The sequence below is a fragment of the Fusibacter sp. 3D3 genome (genome assembly GCF_001748365.1).
Classification (GTDB): domain Bacteria; phylum Bacillota; class Clostridia; order Peptostreptococcales; family Acidaminobacteraceae; genus Fusibacter_A.
The window spans coordinates 163,435-184,678 of record NZ_BDHH01000006.1 but is presented as its reverse complement, the minus strand read 5'-3'; the positions used below and the strand labels follow the sequence as shown (position 1 = coordinate 184,678).

Annotated in this window: 16 protein-coding genes; 10 read left to right on the top strand and 6 right to left on the bottom strand. The window is 37.1% G+C overall.

The features are described from left to right. Window positions 1–32: 32 nt before the first annotated feature. Together F3D3_RS09180 and F3D3_RS24085 are read right to left on the bottom strand one after the other, a co-directional pair. Window positions 33–2,276, bottom strand: a complete 2,244-nt coding sequence (locus F3D3_RS09180) for a U32 family peptidase (protein ID WP_069873236.1) — start codon at window positions 2,274–2,276, stop codon at window positions 33–35. Window positions 2,277–2,470: 194 nt separating this feature from the next. Beyond that, a complete protein-coding gene (locus tag F3D3_RS24085) occupies window positions 2,471–2,620 on the bottom strand; it encodes a hypothetical protein (protein WP_175438334.1) in 150 nt (49 codons plus the stop codon). Between the two features lie 128 nt (window positions 2,621–2,748). Here F3D3_RS24085 and F3D3_RS09175 point away from each other — a divergent pair, with 128 nt between their 5' ends. Then, window positions 2,749–4,461: an IS1634 family transposase gene (locus F3D3_RS09175; RefSeq protein ID WP_069870979.1), complete on the top strand. Its 1,713-nt coding sequence runs from the start codon at window positions 2,749–2,751 to the stop codon at window positions 4,459–4,461. A gap of 170 nt (window positions 4,462–4,631) precedes the next feature. On the opposite strand, the gene F3D3_RS09170 is transcribed toward F3D3_RS09175, so the two are convergent. Together F3D3_RS09170 and F3D3_RS09165 are read right to left on the bottom strand one after the other, a co-directional pair. Next, window positions 4,632–5,474, bottom strand: a complete 843-nt coding sequence (locus tag F3D3_RS09170) for a DMT family transporter (RefSeq protein ID WP_069873233.1) — start codon at window positions 5,472–5,474, stop codon at window positions 4,632–4,634. Window positions 5,475–5,485: 11 nt separating this feature from the next. After that, window positions 5,486–6,670, bottom strand: coding sequence for an aminotransferase class III-fold pyridoxal phosphate-dependent enzyme (locus tag F3D3_RS09165; RefSeq protein ID WP_069873231.1), 1,185 nt, complete (start codon window positions 6,668–6,670; stop codon window positions 5,486–5,488). Window positions 6,671–7,064: 394 nt separating this feature from the next. Between F3D3_RS09165 and F3D3_RS09160 the strand changes: the two genes are divergently transcribed. The 5 genes from F3D3_RS09160 (at window position 7,065) to F3D3_RS09140 (ending at window position 13,286) form a co-directional block, all read left to right on the top strand. After that, entirely contained in the window at window positions 7,065–8,381 is a 1,317-nt protein-coding gene (locus tag F3D3_RS09160; protein WP_069873229.1) for a PLP-dependent aminotransferase family protein, read from the top strand. An 85-nt stretch (window positions 8,382–8,466) separates the two neighbouring features. Beyond that, window positions 8,467–9,174, top strand: a complete 708-nt coding sequence (locus F3D3_RS09155) for a cytochrome c biogenesis CcdA family protein (RefSeq protein ID WP_069873227.1) — start codon at window positions 8,467–8,469, stop codon at window positions 9,172–9,174. A 30-nt stretch (window positions 9,175–9,204) separates the two neighbouring features. Next, entirely contained in the window at window positions 9,205–10,764 is a 1,560-nt protein-coding gene (gene msrAB, locus F3D3_RS09150) for a bifunctional peptide-methionine (S)-S-oxide reductase MsrA/peptide-methionine (R)-S-oxide reductase MsrB (protein ID WP_207645362.1), read from the top strand. Between the two features lie 43 nt (window positions 10,765–10,807). Next, the gene (locus F3D3_RS09145) at window positions 10,808–11,599 is read left to right on the top strand and encodes a response regulator (protein ID WP_069873225.1); all 792 of its coding nucleotides are present in this window, start codon (window positions 10,808–10,810) and stop codon (window positions 11,597–11,599) included. Then, window positions 11,589–13,286: a sensor histidine kinase gene (locus F3D3_RS09140; RefSeq protein ID WP_069873223.1), complete on the top strand. Its 1,698-nt coding sequence runs from the start codon at window positions 11,589–11,591 to the stop codon at window positions 13,284–13,286. Before F3D3_RS09145 ends, F3D3_RS09140 begins: the two co-directional genes overlap by 11 nt. Here the strand turns inward: F3D3_RS09140 and F3D3_RS09135 are convergent. Both F3D3_RS09135 and F3D3_RS09130 read right to left on the bottom strand, forming a co-directional pair. Beyond that, entirely contained in the window at window positions 13,283–15,622 is a 2,340-nt protein-coding gene (locus tag F3D3_RS09135; protein ID WP_069873221.1) for an EAL domain-containing protein, read from the bottom strand. The two genes, F3D3_RS09140 and F3D3_RS09135, sit on opposite strands and share 4 nt — an antisense overlap. A gap of 150 nt (window positions 15,623–15,772) precedes the next feature. Next, entirely contained in the window at window positions 15,773–16,891 is a 1,119-nt protein-coding gene (locus tag F3D3_RS09130) for an ABC transporter substrate-binding protein (protein WP_069873219.1), read from the bottom strand. Window positions 16,892–17,068: 177 nt separating this feature from the next. Here F3D3_RS09130 and F3D3_RS09125 point away from each other — a divergent pair, with 177 nt between their 5' ends. The 4 genes from F3D3_RS09125 to F3D3_RS09110 all read left to right on the top strand — a co-directional run bounded on the left by F3D3_RS09125 (window position 17,069) and on the right by F3D3_RS09110 (window position 21,240). Further along, entirely contained in the window at window positions 17,069–18,094 is a 1,026-nt protein-coding gene (locus F3D3_RS09125; protein ID WP_069873217.1) for a LacI family DNA-binding transcriptional regulator, read from the top strand. A gap of 164 nt (window positions 18,095–18,258) precedes the next feature. Further along, window positions 18,259–19,158, top strand: coding sequence for a lipoate--protein ligase (locus tag F3D3_RS09120; RefSeq protein WP_069873215.1), 900 nt, complete (start codon window positions 18,259–18,261; stop codon window positions 19,156–19,158). A 17-nt stretch (window positions 19,159–19,175) separates the two neighbouring features. Further along, on the top strand, window positions 19,176–20,261 hold the full coding sequence (pdhA, locus tag F3D3_RS09115) for a pyruvate dehydrogenase (acetyl-transferring) E1 component subunit alpha (protein WP_069873213.1): 1,086 nt from the start codon (window positions 19,176–19,178) through the stop codon (window positions 20,259–20,261). A gap of 1 nt (window position 20,262) precedes the next feature. After that, complete coding sequence (locus F3D3_RS09110) at window positions 20,263–21,240, top strand: alpha-ketoacid dehydrogenase subunit beta (RefSeq protein ID WP_069873211.1); 978 nt, start codon at window positions 20,263–20,265, stop codon at window positions 21,238–21,240. The last annotated feature ends 4 nt before the right edge of the window (window positions 21,241–21,244 follow it).

Sequence of the window (21,244 nt, the reverse complement as noted above, 5' to 3'; positions counted from 1 at the left end):
ATTTGGAATCCTAGATTTGGACTGGGATGTCCTTACAAAATCTCTTTATTAAAATGTCCTCTTGTGTCCGTTTCTGGATTAAAGACAGATTTACTCGCGATACCATTTAATTTGCTTAAGGCGTTATTAATCGTGTTAACAACCTGTTCTTTAGATTCAACTGTGAAGTTTAATCTAAATGCCTCGACACCTTTTATGTTTTGTAGCTCATCTAAGAGGTTAAGCGTCTTCCCGTTGAGAATCGTTGCGGTACAATCGTCATGAGATATGATTGGGAAAGTGCCGTGCTCATCTTTTAGCTCATAGTGATTTGATTTGCAAACACCGCATAAATTCATTTTTTTAAGGGGACAATATTTTGTAAACATCAAAGGTGCTCTGCCGTATACGATCATCTCCAGTGCAGGATAGCCATCATTTTCTTCAAAGTAGGCATTTGTTAAATCGTCTATTTGGTGCTTATTGAGCTCATAAGACATAGTAACACGTTTCGCACCTAATCTATAGAGTTCATAGCAACTCGTAGCATTGACAACATTTAGTGAATAGTCCGTAATAAAAGGATTTGATTCTCTGTAGTGATGAATTCCGCCATATCCGCCAATGAGGAGTTGACCTTCTTTTTGCTCGTAATCGTTTTGGTTTCTTCTAACAATGTTTTCAAAATAGATTTCTTCAATGCCACAGCTCACGCAAGCCTCATACTGTACCTGAGTTGTTACAGAAGCCGTAAAGTATGGTTTTTTAGGAGGAAAGCATATTTTTTCTTTTGATTTTATCGCCTTGGTTCTTTTCTTTTGGCTGTTAAGCTTTAAATCATATAAGCCTTGTACAATATCTCTTCTTGCTGCATTTAACAGTTTAGCGGGAATAAATGCACCAAAGGCTTCATAATCGACAGATTTAAGTTCGAATATCGTATCATTCAATCTTGAAAATTGCTTTATGACTTGCTCTTTAGTCGTTGGATTATTAATTGCTTCGCCTAGTATTTCGTCATTTTCATATAAATAAGTGAAGCCTAAGCCAGATGCCTCTATGATCAGTTTTGAATCTGGATGTGCATACACTTTAATATCTAGGTTAAAACGCTTAAATTCCTTTTCCAGTGATGATTCTAAAGCCTTGTAATAGAGATTATCCTTCGTTATATAGACCAAATCGCCTTTAGACATCTTTTCTTTGAGTTTGATATAGCACACATCATCTGCTTTATTGATTAAATTGCCCTCTTTATCATACAGTTTTACAACATTTAAAATAACATCTTCATTGTTATGACTAATTCGGATGATATCGTTTTGATTTAAGGGTCTGTTGAGTGTTATTTCATACATGTTTTTAACGATTTTGCTAATTCTGCCAATCTCATAACCAAAGTTATTGGGTCTTAAGACGTTTGTAATCTCTTTCACATCCTCGTGAAACAAATAGCCTTTCGTATAGGTCCTGTTGAATGTTTTGTTCAGATGTTCTTTATCTTCTTCTGTTATGGTATGATCTAAGGCCATGCGATATCTGGATACAACATTAGCAACATACGCAGGCTCTTTCATTCGACCTTCTATTTTTAAAGAATCAATTTCTTTTAAATCATCAATATGATCAATTGTGTTTAGGTCCTTAGTCGATAGAATATAGTTCTTCCCTAAAACCGTATTGGTTGTCTTATCAATCAGTTCGTATTCTTTACGACATGACCCCACACATCTTCCTCGATTTCCGCTTCGATAGCCGATTAATCCAGACATGAGACAGTTACCAGAATAAGAGACACATAGAGCACCGTGAACAAAAATTTCAAGTGGTATTTTAGCAATTCTTTTGATCTCTTTTACTTTTTCAATCTCAACCTCACGGGATAGAACAACTCTTTTAGCACCCAGTTCTTTAAAGAGTAAAGTGCCGTCTAAATCGTCTATTCCCATTTGAGTTGAACAATGCGCTTCCATATCGAGAAAGTTTTTAACGATATAATCAAAAGCGGCCAGATCTTGGACGATAATGCCATCCACACCGATTTCATTTAAAGCGTGCATCTGTGATTTCATTTCTAGAACTTCATTTTCGAAAACGATGGTATTCATTGTAACATAGATTTTAACATGCCTCAGGTGCGCGTACGTAACCGCTTCTTTTAACGATTCTAAATCAAAATTAGAGGAGTATGCACGTGCACCAAATTTTTGCATACCTAAGTATATTGCATCACAACCATTAGAAATTGCAGCTTTTAAAGCTTCCATATTTCCTGCTGGTGCTAATAATTCAGTCATTTTTTTCCTCCATATTTTTCGATACTTAGGCTAAGTGTTTCTATTGGGTTGCAAATTTTTTCTGTTTGGATCATTTTTGTGAACCTCTATTCTAAAAAAATGTCTAAATTTGTCACAGTAGCATTATAACAATTCATAGTGCATAACACAAGAAAAGTTGCCAAAACAATCACATCCAGTTTATTTTCTTTCAACTAAAGTGCCAATTGTTTTTTTGCGGCTCTCGTAAGGTATATATTGCGGCTTACTATGGCAAAGACTACTATAATACCACCCATAATCGCTTGCGATGAAGGTATTTCATGAACAAATAACATCCCGAGTTTTGCAGCAAAATAATACATAGGTATCCCTAGACTAAAGTTGTTTTAACTGGTCTAGGGATTTTTTATTTTATTTTTCTTTCATTTTATTATGGATTAAAGTGATTTATTATGGTATAATTGTAATATCTTTGTTTAGGAGTAATAATATGTTTCTACGTAAAATTAATCAAAAACACACAGGACGTGTCTATCTTTCTATTGTTGAAAGCTATCGAGATAAAACAACTAAAAAAACTAAATCAAGAACCATTGAAAGTCTAGGCTATTTAGATGAACTAGAAAAAAAGTTTAAAGATCCCATTGCTTATTACGAAAAAATCATCTGCGAAATGAATCAAAAAAAAGCTTTTGAAAATTCAGATATTCTTGTTAAGTACAAATCTAATGACAAATTAGAAGTCGGCACCAACAACCGTAAAAACTTTGGCTATGCCGCTTTCAGCGCCATCTACCACACACTTGAAATTGACAAGTTTCTCATCAATCGCCAACGTTCAACGAAGATTGAGGCGAGCACCAATAACATCATGAAGCTCCTTGTTTTTTCAAGACTCCTTAACCCAGGCTCTAAAAAGAAAGCCTATGATCAGCGAAATGATTTTTTTGAAAACGCTCATTACTCTCTTGATGACGTCTACCGCGCACTGAGTTTTTTCAATGAAAAAGGCAATGAGTTGCAGCTATGGATGAATGAAAAAGTCAAAGAAAACTACGGACGAGATACCAGCCTTGTTTACTACGATGTCACCAATTATTATTTTGAATCGGATTGTGAAGATGCTTTTAGGTGCAAAGGCGTCAGCAAAGAGCATCGTCCAAACCCCATTGTTCAAATGGGCCTTTTCATGGACACCAACGGCATCCCCATTACCTACGATCTTTATTCAGGCAATACCAATGACTGTCTCACCTACAGACCCACTTTTTCTAGAATGAAAAAAGAGTTTGATTTAGGAAAAGTCATCGTGGTTGCTGACAAAGGGATGTCCACAGGTGACAACATTCAGTACACACTTTCAGCAAACGATGGCTTTGTTTTTAGTTACTCCGCTAGAGGCGCCAACAAAGCTTTAAAAGACTATATTTTAGATGAAGAGGGCTATGTTTTTAAAGGGGATGACTATAAGTGGAAGGAACGCATTTACCCGACTGAAATTTGGGTTACCATGACTTCTGGAAAAAAGCAAAAGAAAACCATCGATGCCAAGCAAGTGGTTTTCTATAGCGAAAAATATGCGAAGAAAGCTAGGATGGAACGCGCTAAAGCCATTGAAAAAGCTAAGAAGCTTATAAAAACACCTTCAAACTATAATCGCTCTACATCCTATGGGGCTGCTGGATATGTGAAGAACCTTAGTTTTGTAAAAGATACTGGCGAAATTGCTGATATAACTGCTTTAAGCCTTGATGAGGAGAAAATAAAAGCGCAAGAGGCTCTTGATGGCTACTACGTGCTCATCACAAGCGAATACAAGAAGAGTGCCAGTGAAGTGATTGAAATCTACAGAGGCCTTTGGAAGATAGAAGAATCCTTTAAGGTTACCAAAAGTGATCTTGAAACGAGACCTGTATATGTTTCAACACAAGACCACATCAAAGCACATTTCTTAACATGCTTCATAGCTTTGGTGCTTGCTAGGATTTTAGAGTTTAAAATGGATGGCAAACACACCATCACACGCATCATCGACAGTTTAAGCAAATGTACATGTACAAATGTAGATCAAAACTATTACTTGTTTGATTATTACGATGAAGTTTTAAAGGATATCGGAGACGTGACAAATGTTGATTTTTCAACGAAGATAAGAACACTTCAACAGATTAAAAAAAATATTTCAGAAACCAAAACGAGATAGATTTACGCTACAAAAAAACGCAAAAAAAGAAACCCTTGAATCCCACTGTTTGCAATGGGATCAAGGGTGTTTTTTTGTTGTTTTGCTGCAAAAGTCAAGTTATAACAATTCATAGTGCATAACACAAGAAAAGTTGCCAAAACAATCACATCCAGTTTATTTTCTTTCAACTAAAGTGCCAATTGTTTTTTTGCGGCTCTCGTAAGGTATATATTGCGGCTTACTATGGCAAAGACTACTATAATACCACCCATAATCGCTTGCGATGAAGGTATTTCATGAACAAATAACATCACCCAAACTGGATTAAAAAGGGGTTCGATGATTGGAATTAACACGGCATCAATTGCAGAGACGTGTTTTATTGCCTTTGCATATAAAATGTAGGAAATGCCCAGTTGGAAAATGCCAAGAAATAAAATTGCCCCAATGGAAAGCTTGGTAACCTCTATGTGCTGCATAAAAGGCAGACAGGTAAAAAAGGTGAGCATATTGCCCCAAAATATGATTTGCATCTCATCTTGATCAGCAGAATGTTTAAGGCAGAGAATCATCAAGGCCATGCATATACCGCTTAAAATGGCGAGAAGGTTTCCAAACATTTGGCCAATACCAATATTGGCTGTAAAAAAGATTGAAATGCCAATAAACACAGCAATAATTGAAAGTACATCATATTTGCGGATGGATTCTTTTAGAAAAAAATGAGAGATTAGCAGAAGCCATATGGGTGCTGTGTACTGAAGCAGTATGGCATTAGCTGCAGTGGTGGTTTTAGTCGCAGTGACATATAGAATGAGCGTAGCGGTATAGGCAATAGCACCTAGAATCACCTTTTGGTTGGGTTTTCGTACCTTTCCTTTTAGAAAAATGAAAAAAACACCTGCTGAGATAATGCTTCTGAGTCCCGCAATAACTAGGGGGGACCAAGGAATCAATTTGATGAAAACGCCTCCAAAACTCCAGAGGATACTTGTAAGGACTAATAGTGTAACAGCTTGTAATCGATTCATAAAAACCTGCCTTAGAGAGATGATTTGTTATTTGCTAAAAAAAGGTGAATTTTGTCAATTAGTATATCAATTTCTTGTTTGCTCATAGTCATCGGTGGAAAGAAACGGACAATTGCATGCACGGAGACGCATCCAACAAAGATCTGATGCTCTAGTAAATGTTGCTGAAGTGCTATTGCAGTTGCAGAATGATCACAGACTAATCCCAGCATTAAACCTTTACCTCTAAGTTCAACAAGCGAACTGTATTGATGTATTAATTGAGTTAAGCGATCAATAAAATAATAGCTGATATCTTTGCTTTTAGCAATCAAATTATTTTGAATGATCATTTGAGTTGCCGAGTACGCAATTTCTGCACCAAGAGGATCATTCTGATGTGACTGGGCGTATTTTAAATGCATCAACTTTGGATCTTTGTAAATTTGTTGATCCATGAGTATTGCGCTGATTGGGAAGCCATTGCCAAGTCCTTTTCCGAGTGCGATTAAATGAGGCTTTAGGTTGTAATGATTAAAAGCAAACCATTCCGATGTCCTGCCAAAGCCACTGGTAATTTCATTACATACAAGTAGTCCTTTGTGGATGCAATTTTTTTGATGGATATAATGGATTAACTTTTGTGTTGGAAAGATCAATTTACCTTCTTGAGAACCAAGTTCTAAAATAAAAATAAAAGGTTCTTTGAGATATTTTAAGGCATCTGGCACATGAGGGCAACATTCGCAAACAATGTCATTATTTTCATCGCATTTTGGATCACATTTGGTAAAGGGCATCTGAATGTGATCAGATTCATCAGAAACCATTGTGGGATAAGCACCCAAATAGGAGTTTTCAAGTGAAACACATTTTGCATTTTGGAGTAAGGTCTTGGCAACTGTGATTGCGAATAAAACGGCTTCACTTCCAGAACTTAAAAATAGGGCAGCACCCTCATCAAAACTAGAAATGGCAAGTAATTGTGCGGATAGTCTTTGTACAGCATGGTTTTTAAAATAGCTATGGTGATGTATTAACTTTTGAGATTGGCTTGTGTAAATTTGAACAAGTGGTTCTGGATTGTGACCAATATTCGCACACCATATACCGGATTCAAAATCCAAATAGGTTCTATTTTGATCATCTGTAAAGGTATTCTCTTTGGCTGAAACAAGCGTAATATCTAGGGTTGGGTGGGGATAAAAGACTGTCATATGACCTCCATTTAGTTGGGATTGGGTTAAGGATCAAAGCGTATACTCAGTCCGCGTTGCTACCTTCGTAACCCTTGCAATCCTATTGGATTAGCATTCAGTGGGAGCATGAACTCCCCCTGAATTAGGGAGATGTCCCCCACGAAGTGGAGGACATCTCCTCAAGGGATAAAAGCGTATACTCAGTCCGCTTTGCTACCTTCGTAACCCTTACAATCCTATTGGATTGCATTCAGTGGGAGATGAACTCCCCCTGAATTAGGGAGATGTCCCCCACGAAGTGGAGGACATCTCCTCAAGGGTTATATTAAAACAAAAGACGGTGTGGTACAATACTGTTAAATCAGAATTGTACTAGTCCAGTTTTATAGTTTAATGTTTTGAGGAGGTCGTCTTGTTAAAATATGAAGTGATTATAAAAAAAGTGTTAAGTGATCCGACGTATGTGGATGGTGATCGATTGCCACCTATTAGGACCCTTGCGGATGAAATGAGCTGTAGCAGAGGCACTGTTATAAAAGCGTATGAGGTCCTTGAAGAAAGACATCTAGCGTACACAATTCCACAAAGCGGTACCTATTTAATGAAAAATCTTGTAACAAAAGTAGTATTTCAAAAGCGCGTTGACTTTGTTTCAGCGGGATTAGAAGCTAAGCTTAGACCTCATAAACACTTTGAACACTGTATGATACAAGCGCTTCAGAGTGAACATTATAACTATGCGCCTCCAGAGGGTCTTGAGTCCTTAAGACGATGCTTAGTGAAACATTTTGAAAAGAGGCATCTCTACACAAGCGCAGACCGTATTCTGGTGACAACAGGTGCACAGCAGGCACTTTATTTAGTATTACAGTTAGTTTTAGAAAGTAAGCAAATTTTAATGATTGAACAGCCCACATATGGTGATTTTCAGAGAATTATTGAAAAGACAGATGCCCCTGTTTTAACTTTTAATCGGGGAGACAATGGGGTTGATTTTAAGACTTTAGAAGCAAAACTGAAGCAAAATAAAGTGGGATGGTTATACACCGTCTCTAATTTTCAAAATCCATTGGGCACAAGTTTATCTAGCAAGGATAAAAACAAGCTTTTGATGCTGGCATATCAGTATGATTTTTATGTGATTGAGGATGATTATTTAGGGGATCTCAATTTAGATTTGAAAGTGGAGACACTTCATTATTTGGATGTTGAAAATCGCGTATTTTATGTGACAAGTTTTTCTAAGACATTTCTGCCAGGGATACGCATCGGCGCATTGATAGCGCCAACGACACACATGGAAATGCTTACATTTTATAAGAAATCGATCGATTTGAATACATGTACGCTTTCTCAAATGGGCCTTCAAAAGTATTTTGATGCAGAAATATACGACAAACATATTCAGAAAGTTAGACGATCGGTACGTGCAAAAATGAAATTGTTGAAACAATATCAAAAGCTGTTTATGGATAAAGGTATCCAATGTATAATCCCCGATGCAGGCATATTTGTATGGCTTGAATTTTCACAAAATGTGGACAGTATTAGGTTCGTTGAATGTCTAAAAGAAGCGCATATCGACGTGACGTGTGGGGATTATTTTTACTGGTTCCAAAATACCCCAAGTCATGCGATTCGGATCTCTGTTGCAAATGCGGATGAAAAGATGATCACACAGGGGATTGAGCGCATTATAGAATTAATCGAAAAATATGAAAAGGGCTGATTAAAACAAAGAAAATACAAATGATAATAGATATCAATTACAATCAAGACCTTCTATAATAAGATTATACAAGAGAGGTGAGCTTATGGTCGTTTATATGAGTACAGTATTTATAGCAGGTTTCATATCTTTTTTTGCACCCTGTACTTTTCCGCTTTTGCCAGTTTATATAGGGGTTTTAACAGATCAAATAGAAGACGGCAAATATAGGGTGTTTTTCAATAAAAAAATAGCAATAGCCCCTATTTTAAAGACACTTTTATTCATAGCAGGATTGTCCACTACTTTTATGATTTTAGGATTTGGAGCTGGTGCACTGGGAAGTATCATCCATCAGAGCTATTTTTATAAAATCAGTGGGGTACTGGTAATTTTGTTAGGATTACATCAAATGGGTGTATTTAGAATAAAATTTCTGGAAAAATATAAGGTGCTGAGATTCAAAGAACAGTCAAAAAATGCCTATTTTAGTACTTATTTGCTGGGACTGACATTTAGTTTTGCTTGGACGCCTTGTGTAGGTCCGGTGCTCGGTGCTGTGCTCGTGATTTCTGCAGGTGGTGGACAAGCGTTCTACGGTGCGTTTTTAATGTTGCTTTACACATTGGGGCTGGCGTTTCCCTTTATGATTTTCGCTGTATTTACCAATTTCATTTTGAGTAAGTTTGAAAGGATCGAAGCACATCTGAACACCATTAAAATAATCGGTGGATTGCTAGTTGTCGCTATGGGTGTACTGTTGATGACACAGAATCTAAACCAAATCACAGCATTTATTGAAAAGCTCAATTAGAGGAAAGAGAAAGGCGTGTTTTATATGAAGATGAAGATTGTATTAATATTAGGGATTGTAATGGCCGTCGTTATCGGGGGCATTACAATCATAAATAAAACAGATGAAATGATAGATTCAGAACCCACGATGGAGGTAGAACCCACAATGGAGGTAGAGCCGATGATGGAAAGTGATCCTAAACAGTTTACATTGACAGATGTTAAAGGCAATTCAGTTACACTAAATGATTTTAAGGGCAAAAAAGTATATCTTAAATTTTGGGCTTCATGGTGTTCTATTTGCTTGGCGGGAATGGATGAAATGAATCGATTTTCAGGTGAAATGAACGATTTTGTAGTCTTGACAGTTGTATCTCCAAACTACAATGGAGAACAAAGTGAATCCGATTTTGTGAATTGGTATGAGGGGCTTGAGCTTGAAAATATGATAACTTTACTCGATTTAGAGGGATCAGTGGCTCAAGCATATGGCATTAGAGCCTATCCAACTTCTGTTTTTATCGACACTGATGGCAATGTTTTTAAAACGATTCCGGGTCATATGAATAAAGAGAGCATTGTTAAAATGATGAGTGAAGATAATCGTGGTGTGGTGATCGATCCAAACGAAGATATAAAGTGGCACGTGGACCAACTTGATGAAATTTACCTCGCAGGGGGATGCTTTTGGGGGTTAGAGGCCTATATGGGCAGACTTTATGGTGTCTATGATGTGACTTCTGGCTATGCCAATGGTCTTACTGAAAATCCAAAATATGAGGATCTAATCTATAATCAGTCAGGTCATGCAGAAACGGTTCATGTACTCTACGATTCGAGATATGTGGATTTAAAAACCCTTCTCAACTATTATTTCAGAGTAATTGATCCCACCAGTCTAAATAAACAAGGTAATGATCAAGGCACTCAATATAGAACGGGGGTCTATTATACCAACGACAAAGAATTGAAAATAATACAAGAAGTGATGGCCATTCAACAAAAAAAATACGATAAAGCCATCGTTGTGGAGGTGGAACCATTGAAACAATATTATTTAGCGGAACCCTATCATCAAGATTATTTGAAAAAGAATCCCAATGGTTATTGCCATATCGATTTGAATCTTGCCTACAAACCCTTTATAGATGTTGATAAATATCCAAAACCAAGTGATGCTGTTTTGAAAAAGACTTTAACGGAAATTCAATATAAAGTGACACAAGAAAATGAAACGGAATATGCGTTCTCAAATGAGTATTGGGAAACTTTTGATTCAGGCATCTATGTGGATGTTGTAACGGGTGAACCGTTATTCTCCTCTAGAGATAAATTTGATTCAGGATGTGGATGGCCAAGCTTCTCTAAACCGATTTCAGAGGAAGTGGTTACCTACAAGGAAGATCATAAATACAATATGGTGAGAATTGAAGTGAGGAGTAGAAGTGGGGATACACATCTAGGGCATGTATTCAACGATGGGCCGGAAGCGCTTGGGGGCTTGAGATTCTGTATCAACAGTGCCTCTATTAAATTTATACCTTATGATCAAATGGACAAAACCGGTTATGGTTATCTAAAATTTACAGTTGAAGATTTAAATAAATAATAAAGGGTATATTGATACTAATAGAATCATTATGAGGTGTGTTATGTATAAATTATTAATTGCAGATGATGAATCGTTGATTAGAGAAGGCATTCGAAAACTAGTGGATTTCAAATCACTCGGTATTGACGAAGTCTATGAAGCCTCCAGCGGTTTAAAAGCAATCGAATTATTTGAAACCCATATACCAGAGCTTGTTTTATTAGATATCAATATGCCGATACTTAACGGGCTTGAAGTGGCAAAGCGCATAAAACAAAAGGCACCAGATACGAAGATTGCCATTATTACAGGCTATGACTATTTTGATTATGCTGTGACGGCTTTAAAGATTGGTGTTGAAGACTATATGCTAAAACCCATTTCTAAGCAAGATGTACAGGACGTACTCCTTAAGCTCATCAAAGCTTATGAAGCCCTGTTGGAGCAGAGAGAACTTCGAAATGCGTTGTCGTCCATTTTAAGTGAAGCTTTAAAAACAACTTCTAATACAGAAAAAGAAGACACCTATAAAATGATCATACAGGATTACGTATTCCAAAATGCTTTTAAAGCTTCATTTTCTCTATCTGAACTTGCAGATCATGTGGGCCTGAATACCAATTATCTCAGCAGTGTCTTTAAAACAAATTTTGGCATTCCCTTTCAAGATTATATTCTAAATATGAGGCTTGAAAGAGCGAAAATATTGCTTTTGTCAACAGAAATGAAGAATTATGAAATCGCTGAGGCCATCGGCATAGATGATGTAAACTATTTTGGTGTGCGGTTTAAAAATAAATTTGGATTATCACCAAAACAGTATAAGCAGAGGATAAAAGCGCATGAAAAATAAGGTGCCTATTGTAAAGACGTTAAAATTTCAAATTGCAGGTTATTATTTAGTCACGAGTATCACTCTGATTTTTATTTTTGCACTCGTGCTCTATTACAGTATTTCAAATATAATCCTAGCAGATACATTGGAGACAACAGCCAATTCAGTGGTTCAGAGTGGCCGATATATTGAAATATACATTGAGAAGCTAAAGGCTTTAACAGATGTACTTTCAAATGCAGCTGAAACGAAGCACTACTTAGAAACAGGAGATAAAAAGGCAAGAGAAAGTGTCGTTTCAATGATCGATACAATCCTTAAGACGGATGATTACTTTTCATCGGTGATTTTAGTCAGTAAGACAGGTGAGATCCTTTCAAATGAGAAGGCACTGGATATGACCACTTCAGATGATATGATGTCAGAGTCATGGTATGTGGCGGCAATTAACAGTGAAGGCATGCCCGTCTTGACCTCAGCAAGACAACAGGCGTTTTCCATGGATCAAAAGACTTGGGTAATCTCAGTGGGGCAAGAAATCACAAACGATAGAGGGGATAATATAGGTGTAATGCTCATCGATGTTAAATATGATGTGATTGGAGGGTATCTTCAAGACTTGATGGAAGGGGGGGCGTTCATCATAAATACGGATAATAAAATGGTGTATTATCCCGATGTAACGGTGTTCACAGATCAAGACAAATTGAATGCATTCATTGAACTCAAAAATATGAAGGATGGTTATGATTCCAAACGAAATTTATTAACCAAACATTATCCTATTAAAGGCACGAATTGGATGCTGGTGGGTACTTCTATGCTAGAGGGCTTAAGCCGTGTTAGGCGACAGATATTTGAGACAGTGGTGCTGATTGGACTGATTTTAATCTTAATAGCGCTTGGAAGTGGTTTGCTCATAGCGGTTAAAATTACACGACCGTTTAAGGCCCTTGAAAATGCTATGAGTGATCTGGAGAAAGGTCTTTTAAAGGTCCCCTTAGACGAGAATGGCTGTTATGAAGTTGAGAATCTAACCAGACACTTTAATCAAATGGCCGATCGTATTGAACAACTTTTAAGGGATATTAAAAATAATGAAAAATATTTGAGAACTTATGAATTGAATGCACTTCATAGTCAAATCAATCCTCATTTTCTGTATAATACTTTGGATTCGATTGTCTGGATGGCTGAATTCAATGATAGTGCAAAAGTAATCGCAATAACGAAGGCTTTGGCACAATTTTTTAGATTATCACTCAGTAAAGGTGAAGAACTCATCACTTTAAAAGATGAAGTAGCACATGTGGCACAATACTTGTTTATCCAAAAACAACGTTATGGAGAGCAGCTTCAATATGAAATTGTTGAATCGGAAGCCTTATCCCATGTAAAAGTACCTAAGATTATCATACAGCCCATCGTAGAGAATGCCATCTATCATGGTATACGCAACTTGGAAAATGAAGGTCTTATTCAAATTAAAACGTATCAAGAAATTCAGAACTTGGTTATTCTCATCACAGACAACGGTGTTGGATTTGATGCTGAGCGTATTCAAAGAGGAGATATAAAACTTGGGGGCATAGGTCTTCAAAATGTCAATCAGAGATTGAAACTGTATTATGGAGAAAACTCAGGTCTTAAAATTGAATCTGTAAAAGGCAAAGGGACAGAGGTTAAATTGGTGATTCCAATTTAACCTCTGTTTTTCAAGTAGCGTGTTTCAAATTCATTTGGGGGTAAGGGCTTATCATAATAATAGCCTTGTAAAATATCACATTTCTTAGCTTTGAGATAGTTAAGTTGTTGTTGCGTCTCAACCCCCTCGGCGATTATCTCTAAACCCAATTGATGTGAAAGTTTAATGATGGCATCTAGTATTTTAGTGCGCCGAGGATCGTTCATGATCGTGGACACAAAAGCCTTATCAATTTTGAGAACATTGATATCAAGGGCACCAAGGTAATTTAGTGAAGAGTATTCCATGCCAAAATCATCTAAGCTGATTTGGAGTCCGTGCTCGGAAAGTTTTTTTAAGCTCTTGATCGTACGGTCTAAAGAATGGATCAAGACATTTTCTGTGATTTCAAATTCAACTTTCGAGATCAATATCCGAGTATCGGCGATTAAAGTGAACACACGATCGATAAAATCTTCAGATAAAAGTTGAACCGGTGATATGTTAATAGAAATCACAAGGGGTGTGCTGTACTGTGTATGCCAAAGATGCATTTGGGAACAAGCTTCAGAGATAACCCAATCGCCAATTTCGCGGATAATCCCTAAATCTTCTGCCAGTGGAATAAAGACAGCGGGTGAGATGAGTGTCCCGTTGGGATGTTGCCACCTGACCAATGCTTCTGCACCTCTTATTGTACCATCTGAAGAGAATACCTGTGGTTGATAATAAAGTCGCAATTCTTTGTTTTGAACTGCTTTTTTTAAGTCATTTTCTAAATTGATGCGATTCATAAATTCATCCAGTATCTTAAAACTAAAGAGTGTGAGCTGATTTTTACCATGATCCTTGGCATAGTTAGTAGCCATATCCACAGCTTTAATCAGTTCGTCTCTTGAATCGGCATGATCTGGATAGATAGCGAATCCAGCGCTTAAAGTAAATTCAATTTTTAGATCATCAATTTGTAGAGCACCCTTGATTTCGTCTAAAAATAATTTGGTATCTTTCCAAAGCTGATCTCTGGTGTTTCGTCTGAGATAGATGACGAATTCATCACCACCATATCGCGAAATCAAGTCGTTAGTTTGTAGATGGCTTTGAAGTTCAATAGACAATTGCTTGATGAGTGCATCACCAAAGGCGTGTCCAAGTGTATCGTTTATGTTTTTAAAATTATCGATATCAATATAGAGGATTCCAAAGAATGGAACCTGTTTTTTTTCAATGGTTTTATCGATAAATTCATTAATTTGCACGCGGTTTGGTAAATGGGTTAATGAATCAAAGTAAGCGAGCCGACTGATATTGTAATCCCGTTTTTTAATAATATCAATCATTTGATTAAAGCCGATTATGAGATTTTGAAGTTCTATATAACCATTATAAAGGATAGGCGAGGTAAAATCGCCTTCAATTATTTCTGAAAATTTGTCATTGAGCTGTATGACTGGCATCATAATTTGTCTTGAGCTGAGAATTGCAAGAAAAATTACTAAAACAAATATGCCTAGAAAGATCAATATAAAGAGTAGACCGATATCTCGAGTGACAGATCTTGTGGCATCATCTGATTGAATTGCAAGTACAATCCAGTTGGTATCTTTAATTTGGTCAATTGTAATGTAGACATGTTTGTCCAGATGGGGCATATCCAAAAAAGTTTTGTGTGTTTTTAGGCTTTGTTTGAATTTATCAAAATCGGGATTATAAGCACGTTGTGATACTAATGCTTTATCATTGTCCGTGATGTAGATGCCCTTGTCATCTAAGATGGTAATATTAATAGTTGGATCGTTGATAATACTATTGATCTCTCGGATGCTGGAAAGATTTAAATAGCCTATAATATAACGGCCATCATCAAGTTTGATAATATGAGAAAGCGTTGAATTGTGAGTGTACACAGAATTAAATGTAGATGACCAAATCCCCATGGTATCCATTTCGTCGGGATTGAGAAAAAATTCGTTCTTTAGATTAATACCAATGTAAGCCTCATTGAAGGGTGCTATAGATTTTACGGTAAAATTTTTATCGAGCAGTTCGATTGCTTCAAAATAATTTTGCTTTACCAGCAGTTCGCCTAAAAGCTGATTGGTATCATGATCATGTATAATTTCATCATCACTGAGCATAAAACCAACAAGATTTAAAAAATCAGAAGCTTTAGTGAAATAAGTGTGGGTTTGACTGATGACAAAATTAGAAAGGGTTCTATTGCTTTCTTGTATATCTTTCACCATATAATTCACGATGATGCTGTTTAAAAAAATGCTGACAACCATAATAGGCAGGATGGCGATTAAAAGAAAATATGCAATTAAAGACTGCTTAAGTGAATATCTAATGCGCATGTGACCCCCTGATCGTAAAAATTGCTTAGTTGGTTAGAGTGTTAAAATTTAAAAAATGATCAATGCTTTACCATATGATGTGTTTACGGAAAGCCCGTGATGCATCTATGGCAGAACGTTCGTGCGAGGCTGAATTTTAATACTCTAACTTTAGTTTATTGTTTTACCATCTTCTGCGTGTATGATGAATAATTTTCGCACGGCATCACCAGTGCTTGTTATTTCATAAGGCGTATTGATACCATCAAAAAATTGGGTGTCCTTGATATACGTGTTTATGATATCGGGATCAGTTGAGTTAACATTTTTAATTGCGGTAGTCAATAAATATGCGGCATTATAGGTGTAGATTGCACCAAAATTAGCTTCAACTTGGTATTTTTCTAAATACCTTGTTTTAAAGTCTAAATATTGGGGAGAATCAGAATTTGGATTTATGGCATAAACGCCGTAAACATTTGCCATACTTTCACCATAACCTGAAATAACCTCAGGTGCCATCCCCCACATCGATGAGTAAATATCAATATTCCCCAATGTTTTTTTGACTTGATTTGAAATTAAGAGCAAATCGGATACGTTTGTGATGACGATAAAATCATCTGGAACAAATTCTGATGCAGCGTTGATGACTGCTGGAATTTCAGAACTTTCATTGAGTGCATAAAGTTGAAATTCAAAATGCTCTGTTTGAGTAAAAGGTTCAATGGCACCTTCGATAACAGCATTTGAATAGACAAAATTGGATTGATCATAAAGAATAGCCACCCGGCTAGATTTTTTTTGAGAAATAATATAATTTGATATTGTGTTGCCTTGGTCGGATGCGGAGGGAGCAAGTGCAATAAAATGATCATCCTGACCTCTGTAAGCATTTGAACTGACTAGAGGCGATATAAAAAGGGCATGGTGTTCATTGACATAAGGAACCGTCAATGTTGCAGATGCAGATGTAACTTGTCCTACAATCAGTTGGACACCATCCGCTATAAGCTTTTCAAAATGAGTCAATGCAATTTCGGGATTGCCTTGGTCATCTAAAATAAGGATTTCAATAGGGCGACCGTGAATGCCTCCATTTGAATTCACTTCATCAATATACATTTCTAAGGCATTTCGGCAAGCAAAACCAAGATCTGCTGAGGGTCCTGAAAGTGCGGACACAAAGCCAATTTGTATGGGATTGTTTTGGCGTTTATTGTATGGATATCCAATAGCAATTATGAGCAATATGGCAATGATTATAAAAGACATCTTTTTAGTTTTCATATCCATCCTCCGTGTACAATAGAGTGTGTAAAGGATTAATCGTGCTTTTTTTTATTGATACCCCTTTAAATAATGAATAAAGCTAAAATTAAATCAAGATGAGAAAAGAAAAAAATACTTGATTTAGGGAAAACGGTTTCCTATAATAAAGAAGAGCGCAAGGAAAGGAGTAGTTAAGTGAAAGTAACTATAAACGAAATTGCAAAACAAGCGGGTGTTTCGAAAGCGACGGTTTCTAGAGTGCTCAATGATTCTAAGCCTGTTAAGGATATTCTAAGGAAAAGGGTGCTAAAGGTAATTGAGGAGACTAATTTTCGACCCAACGCGCTTGCGCGAGGTTTATCCCTTAAAAAGACAAGTGTGATTGGCGTTATTATTCCGGATCTTTCAAATCCCGTGTTTTCTCGCATTATTGCAGGCATTGAATCTTATACAAGAGCACATGATTATTCATTGATGATCACAGCGACGGACTTTGATATAGATGTAGAAATTAATCACATTAAAATATTTCGTGATAAAGGGGTTGAGGGGTTAATTTTGTTGACAGATCATGTTAATAAGGCCTTATATGAAACACTTGAAAACTTTGACAAGCCCATTATCATGATTGGTTCAGATTGTGATCTGGAGAAAATACCGATTATCAAAATCGACAATATCAAAGCGGCTTATGAGGCAACACAGTATTTGATTAATTTGAATCATAAAAGAATTGCCATGATTAGAGGGCCTTTAACAGACCGATTTTCAGGTAATTTGAGATTTGAGGGCTACAAAAAAGCTTTGATTGAAAATAATCTCTATGATGAAATCCTAGTAAAAGAAGGCAAATATTCATTTGAGCATGGCTACCAAATGATGACCCATTTACTTGCGGGGTCTAAAATGCCAACGGCAGTATTCTGTGCAAATGATGTCATGGCAGTGGGGGCGCTGAAATGTGCACTCGATAATGAAATCAGTGTCCCAGAAGAACTGTCCATAATGGGATTTGATGATGTTGCGATTGCCAAGATGTATAATCCCTCTCTAAGTAGTGTACATCAACCTTTTGAAGCGAAGGGAGAACGCGCAATCGTAAAACTTATTCGTATGATTGAAGATGAGGAAAACGGTGTTAATTCCAATGACCTGTTTGGGGATGAAGTGCTTGAACATCAGTTGGTTATAAGACAGAGTACAAAGAGAATTAAATCATAAAATTAAGCGTATCAACATTAAAGCAAATAGAAAAAACACCTTGTATCTAAAAGAGGTGTTTTTTATTTACAAAAACTTAATTGATAATAGTTATCAATAGCGCATAAACTGAAAATACTCGGGTATATAGTCAGTAGAGATTAATATAGAGAGGTTTGACTTATATGGAAAAAACACTTGTTGTCATATCGAAAGCGCACAACCCCTATGCCAATCATGCCATAGAGGAAATTTTATTGACGGCGTATAGTGCCTATACTCGGATACTCTTTTTATGGGTTAATTCAGCTTCTGTAGTCTTTGGCAGAAATCAAAATCCATGGAAAGAAATTAATGTTCAAAGAGCTCAAGGAGAAGAAATTGCACTTATCCGGCGTCTTTCTGGGGGTGGCACTGTCTTCCATGACCTTGGCAATCTAAACTATAGCTTTTTAGAAGCTCAAAGTCATTATGATGAAGCGTTACATTATGAGATTATCTGCAAATCCGTCCTAGATCTGGGCGTGACCTTGGCTAAAAACGAACGCAAAGACCTGCTTTTAGACGGACGAAAAGTATCTGGGAATGCCTTTTACTTAAAGGGAAACAGACGGCTTCATCATGGGACCTTACTAGTGAATACAGATGAAACCGCCATATGGAAGGTATTGAAACAGAAAGATGAAAATATCGAATCCAAGGGCATAAGTTCAGTGACCAGTAAAGTGACCACTTTAGAATCTGCAAGTCCTAGTATTAAAATGGATCGTGTCCAAAATGCTATTGTGAATACTTTTTATAAAGCACATCAATATAGAGTGGAAACCTTAACGGTGGATGAAATTCAGAGCGGGTTTCAAACTCAGTATGATGTTATTATGAACCGATTGAAATCGTGGCAGTGGACATTTGGTGAAACCCCACCGTTTATATATCATTTGGATGAGGCAAATCATCTTAAAGTAAGAAATGGACTTATAGAAGAAGTGGTGGGTTTGAAATTAGAGCGGTTAGTCAATTTAGAGGCAAGTTCAAAATTTAAGAATCAATTTAGGGATCAATTTAGGGATCAATTTAACGATTAATTTAAGGAGGTTTAAGTATGTTTTTAGAAAATGCAAATCCATTAGTGGATGAAATGATTCAAATTTTAAATCCAAAGGGTGAGGTCGTCAAACCAGAGTGGATGCCAGAGTTATCCAAAGAAGTGCTTTTAAAGATGTATAAGACAATGAGGTTAAGCCGTATTATTGATGAAAAAACACTTCAGTATCAACGTCAAGGTCGAATGCTGACCTATGCACCAAATTTAGGTCAAGAGGCAACACAAGTGGGATCGGCTGCGGCTATTCGTCAAACGGATTGGGTAGCACCTTCTTTTAGAGAATTAGGCGTTTGGCTCTATAAAGGGGCACCCCTTTATAATATTTTTTTATATTGGTTCGGCAATGAAATGGGCATGAAGATGTCTGAAGATGTTAGAATACTCCCCATTTCTGTCCCTATTGCGTCCCAGATGCAACATGCGACTGGACTTGCTTATGCGTCACGCTTAAAAGGTGAGGATGATGTGGCGGTTGCATATGTGGGTGATGGTGGCACTTCTCAAGGCGATTTTCATGAAGCCCTTAACTTTGCATCGGTGAAGAATACTGCAAATGTCTTTATTATACAAAATAATCAGTTCGCCATTTCCACAAGGCGTGCAATTCAATCCAAAACGCGTACAATGGCACAAAAAGCTTTGGGTTACAGCATGCCAGGGATTCAAGTGGATGGCAACGATGTTTTCGCCATGTATGCTGTGACAAAAGAAGCAGTGGATCGCGCAAGACGTGGAGAGGGACCAACTCTTATTGAAGCGTACACTTATCGATTGGGTGCGCATACTACTTCCGATGATCCAACCGTTTATAGAGAAGAATCAGAAGTTGAAGAGTGGCGCAAAAAAGATCCATTAGATCGTTTTAGAATTTATTTATACAGCCAAGGTTTTTGGAGCGAGGCAGAAGAAGAAGCGTATGTCAAAGCACAATCCGAATTTGTGAAAGAGACTTTTGAATCTGTTGAACAGTCTGGAATGACGCCTTTAGAAGATGTCTTTGACTACGTCTATGCAGAGAAGACGCCTATTTTAGAAGCCCAATATCAAGAACGTAAAGCGTTTTATGCAAAGGAGGGTAAATAATATGTTAGTACTTAATTTAATTGAAGCGATTACCAACGCACTTGATGTTGCAATGGATTTCGATAAAAGTGTCGTTGTTTTTGGTGAAGATGTTGGCTTTGAAGGTGGTGTTTTTAGAGCGACAAAAGGACTTCAAGCGAAATATGGTGAGGACAGATGTTTTGATAGTATTCTCGCTGAATCTTCTATTATAGGATCAGGTATTGGGATGGCAATCAATGGCTTAAAACCAGTGGTTGAAATGCAGTTTTCAGGTTTTATGTTTCCAGGATTCAATCAAATCGTGACACATGCTGCACGGATGAGAAACCGATCAAGAGGATTATACACAGTGCCCATGGTCATTAGAATGCCGTATGGTGGTGGGGTTAGAGCCCTTGAACATCACTCTGAATCCTTAGAGGTTTTATTTGCGCATACACCAGGGTTAAAAGTAGTCATTCCATCGACGCCGTATGATGCAAAAGGATTGTTACTCTCGGCTATTATGGACCCAGATCCTGTGATTTTTTTGGAACCTAAGCGCATTTACAGAGCGTTTAAACAAGAAGTGCCTGAAGAAATCTATACAATTCCCATTGGAAAAGCAAAAGTGGTGAAAGAGGGCATGGACTTAACGGTGGTTGCGTGGGGGGCAATGGTCAAGGAAACCCAAAAAGCAATTGAAGTGCTTGAAAAAGAAGGACACAGCATTGAGTTGATTGATTTGAGAACGATTTCACCAATAGACAAAGCAACTTTGATTCAGTCGGTTCAAAAGACAGGGCGTTTTGCGGTGGTTCATGAAGCTGCCAAATCTTATGGTCCTGGTGCTGAACTCATTACGATTATAAATGAAGGTGCATTTTTATATCTAGAGGCGCCTCCGATGAGAATCACCAGTGTGGATACGATCATTCCGCTTCCCAAAGGGGAACATCATTACAGTCCAAATGTGGAATTGATCACAAGTGAACTTAGACAAGTTATTGAATACTAGGAGA

Excerpts from the sequence above, each read along its gene's own strand:
- F3D3_RS09120 (WP_069873215.1), top strand. The coding sequence starts at position 18,259 with ATGGAAAAAACACTTGTTGTCATATCGAAAGCGCACAACCCCTATGCC.
- msrAB (WP_207645362.1), top strand. The coding sequence starts at position 9,205 with ATGAAGATTGTATTAATATTAGGGATTGTAATGGCCGTCGTTATCGGG.
- F3D3_RS09175 (WP_069870979.1), top strand. The coding sequence starts at position 2,749 with ATGTTTCTACGTAAAATTAATCAAAAACACACAGGACGTGTCTATCTT.
- F3D3_RS09130 (WP_069873219.1), bottom strand. The coding sequence starts at position 16,891 with ATGAAAACTAAAAAGATGTCTTTTATAATCATTGCCATATTGCTCATA.
- F3D3_RS09155 (WP_069873227.1), top strand. The coding sequence starts at position 8,467 with ATGGTCGTTTATATGAGTACAGTATTTATAGCAGGTTTCATATCTTTT.
- pdhA (WP_069873213.1), top strand. The coding sequence starts at position 19,176 with ATGTTTTTAGAAAATGCAAATCCATTAGTGGATGAAATGATTCAAATT.
- F3D3_RS09145 (WP_069873225.1), top strand. The coding sequence starts at position 10,808 with ATGTATAAATTATTAATTGCAGATGATGAATCGTTGATTAGAGAAGGC.
- F3D3_RS24085 (WP_175438334.1), bottom strand. The coding sequence starts at position 2,620 with ATGTATTATTTTGCTGCAAAACTCGGGATGTTATTTGTTCATGAAATA.
- F3D3_RS09165 (WP_069873231.1), bottom strand. The coding sequence starts at position 6,670 with ATGACAGTCTTTTATCCCCACCCAACCCTAGATATTACGCTTGTTTCA.
- F3D3_RS09135 (WP_069873221.1), bottom strand. The coding sequence starts at position 15,622 with ATGCGCATTAGATATTCACTTAAGCAGTCTTTAATTGCATATTTTCTT.
- F3D3_RS09140 (WP_069873223.1), top strand. The coding sequence starts at position 11,589 with ATGAAAAATAAGGTGCCTATTGTAAAGACGTTAAAATTTCAAATTGCA.
- F3D3_RS09180 (WP_069873236.1), bottom strand. The coding sequence starts at position 2,276 with ATGACTGAATTATTAGCACCAGCAGGAAATATGGAAGCTTTAAAAGCT.
- F3D3_RS09170 (WP_069873233.1), bottom strand. The coding sequence starts at position 5,474 with ATGAATCGATTACAAGCTGTTACACTATTAGTCCTTACAAGTATCCTC.
- F3D3_RS09110 (WP_069873211.1), top strand. The coding sequence starts at position 20,263 with ATGTTAGTACTTAATTTAATTGAAGCGATTACCAACGCACTTGATGTT.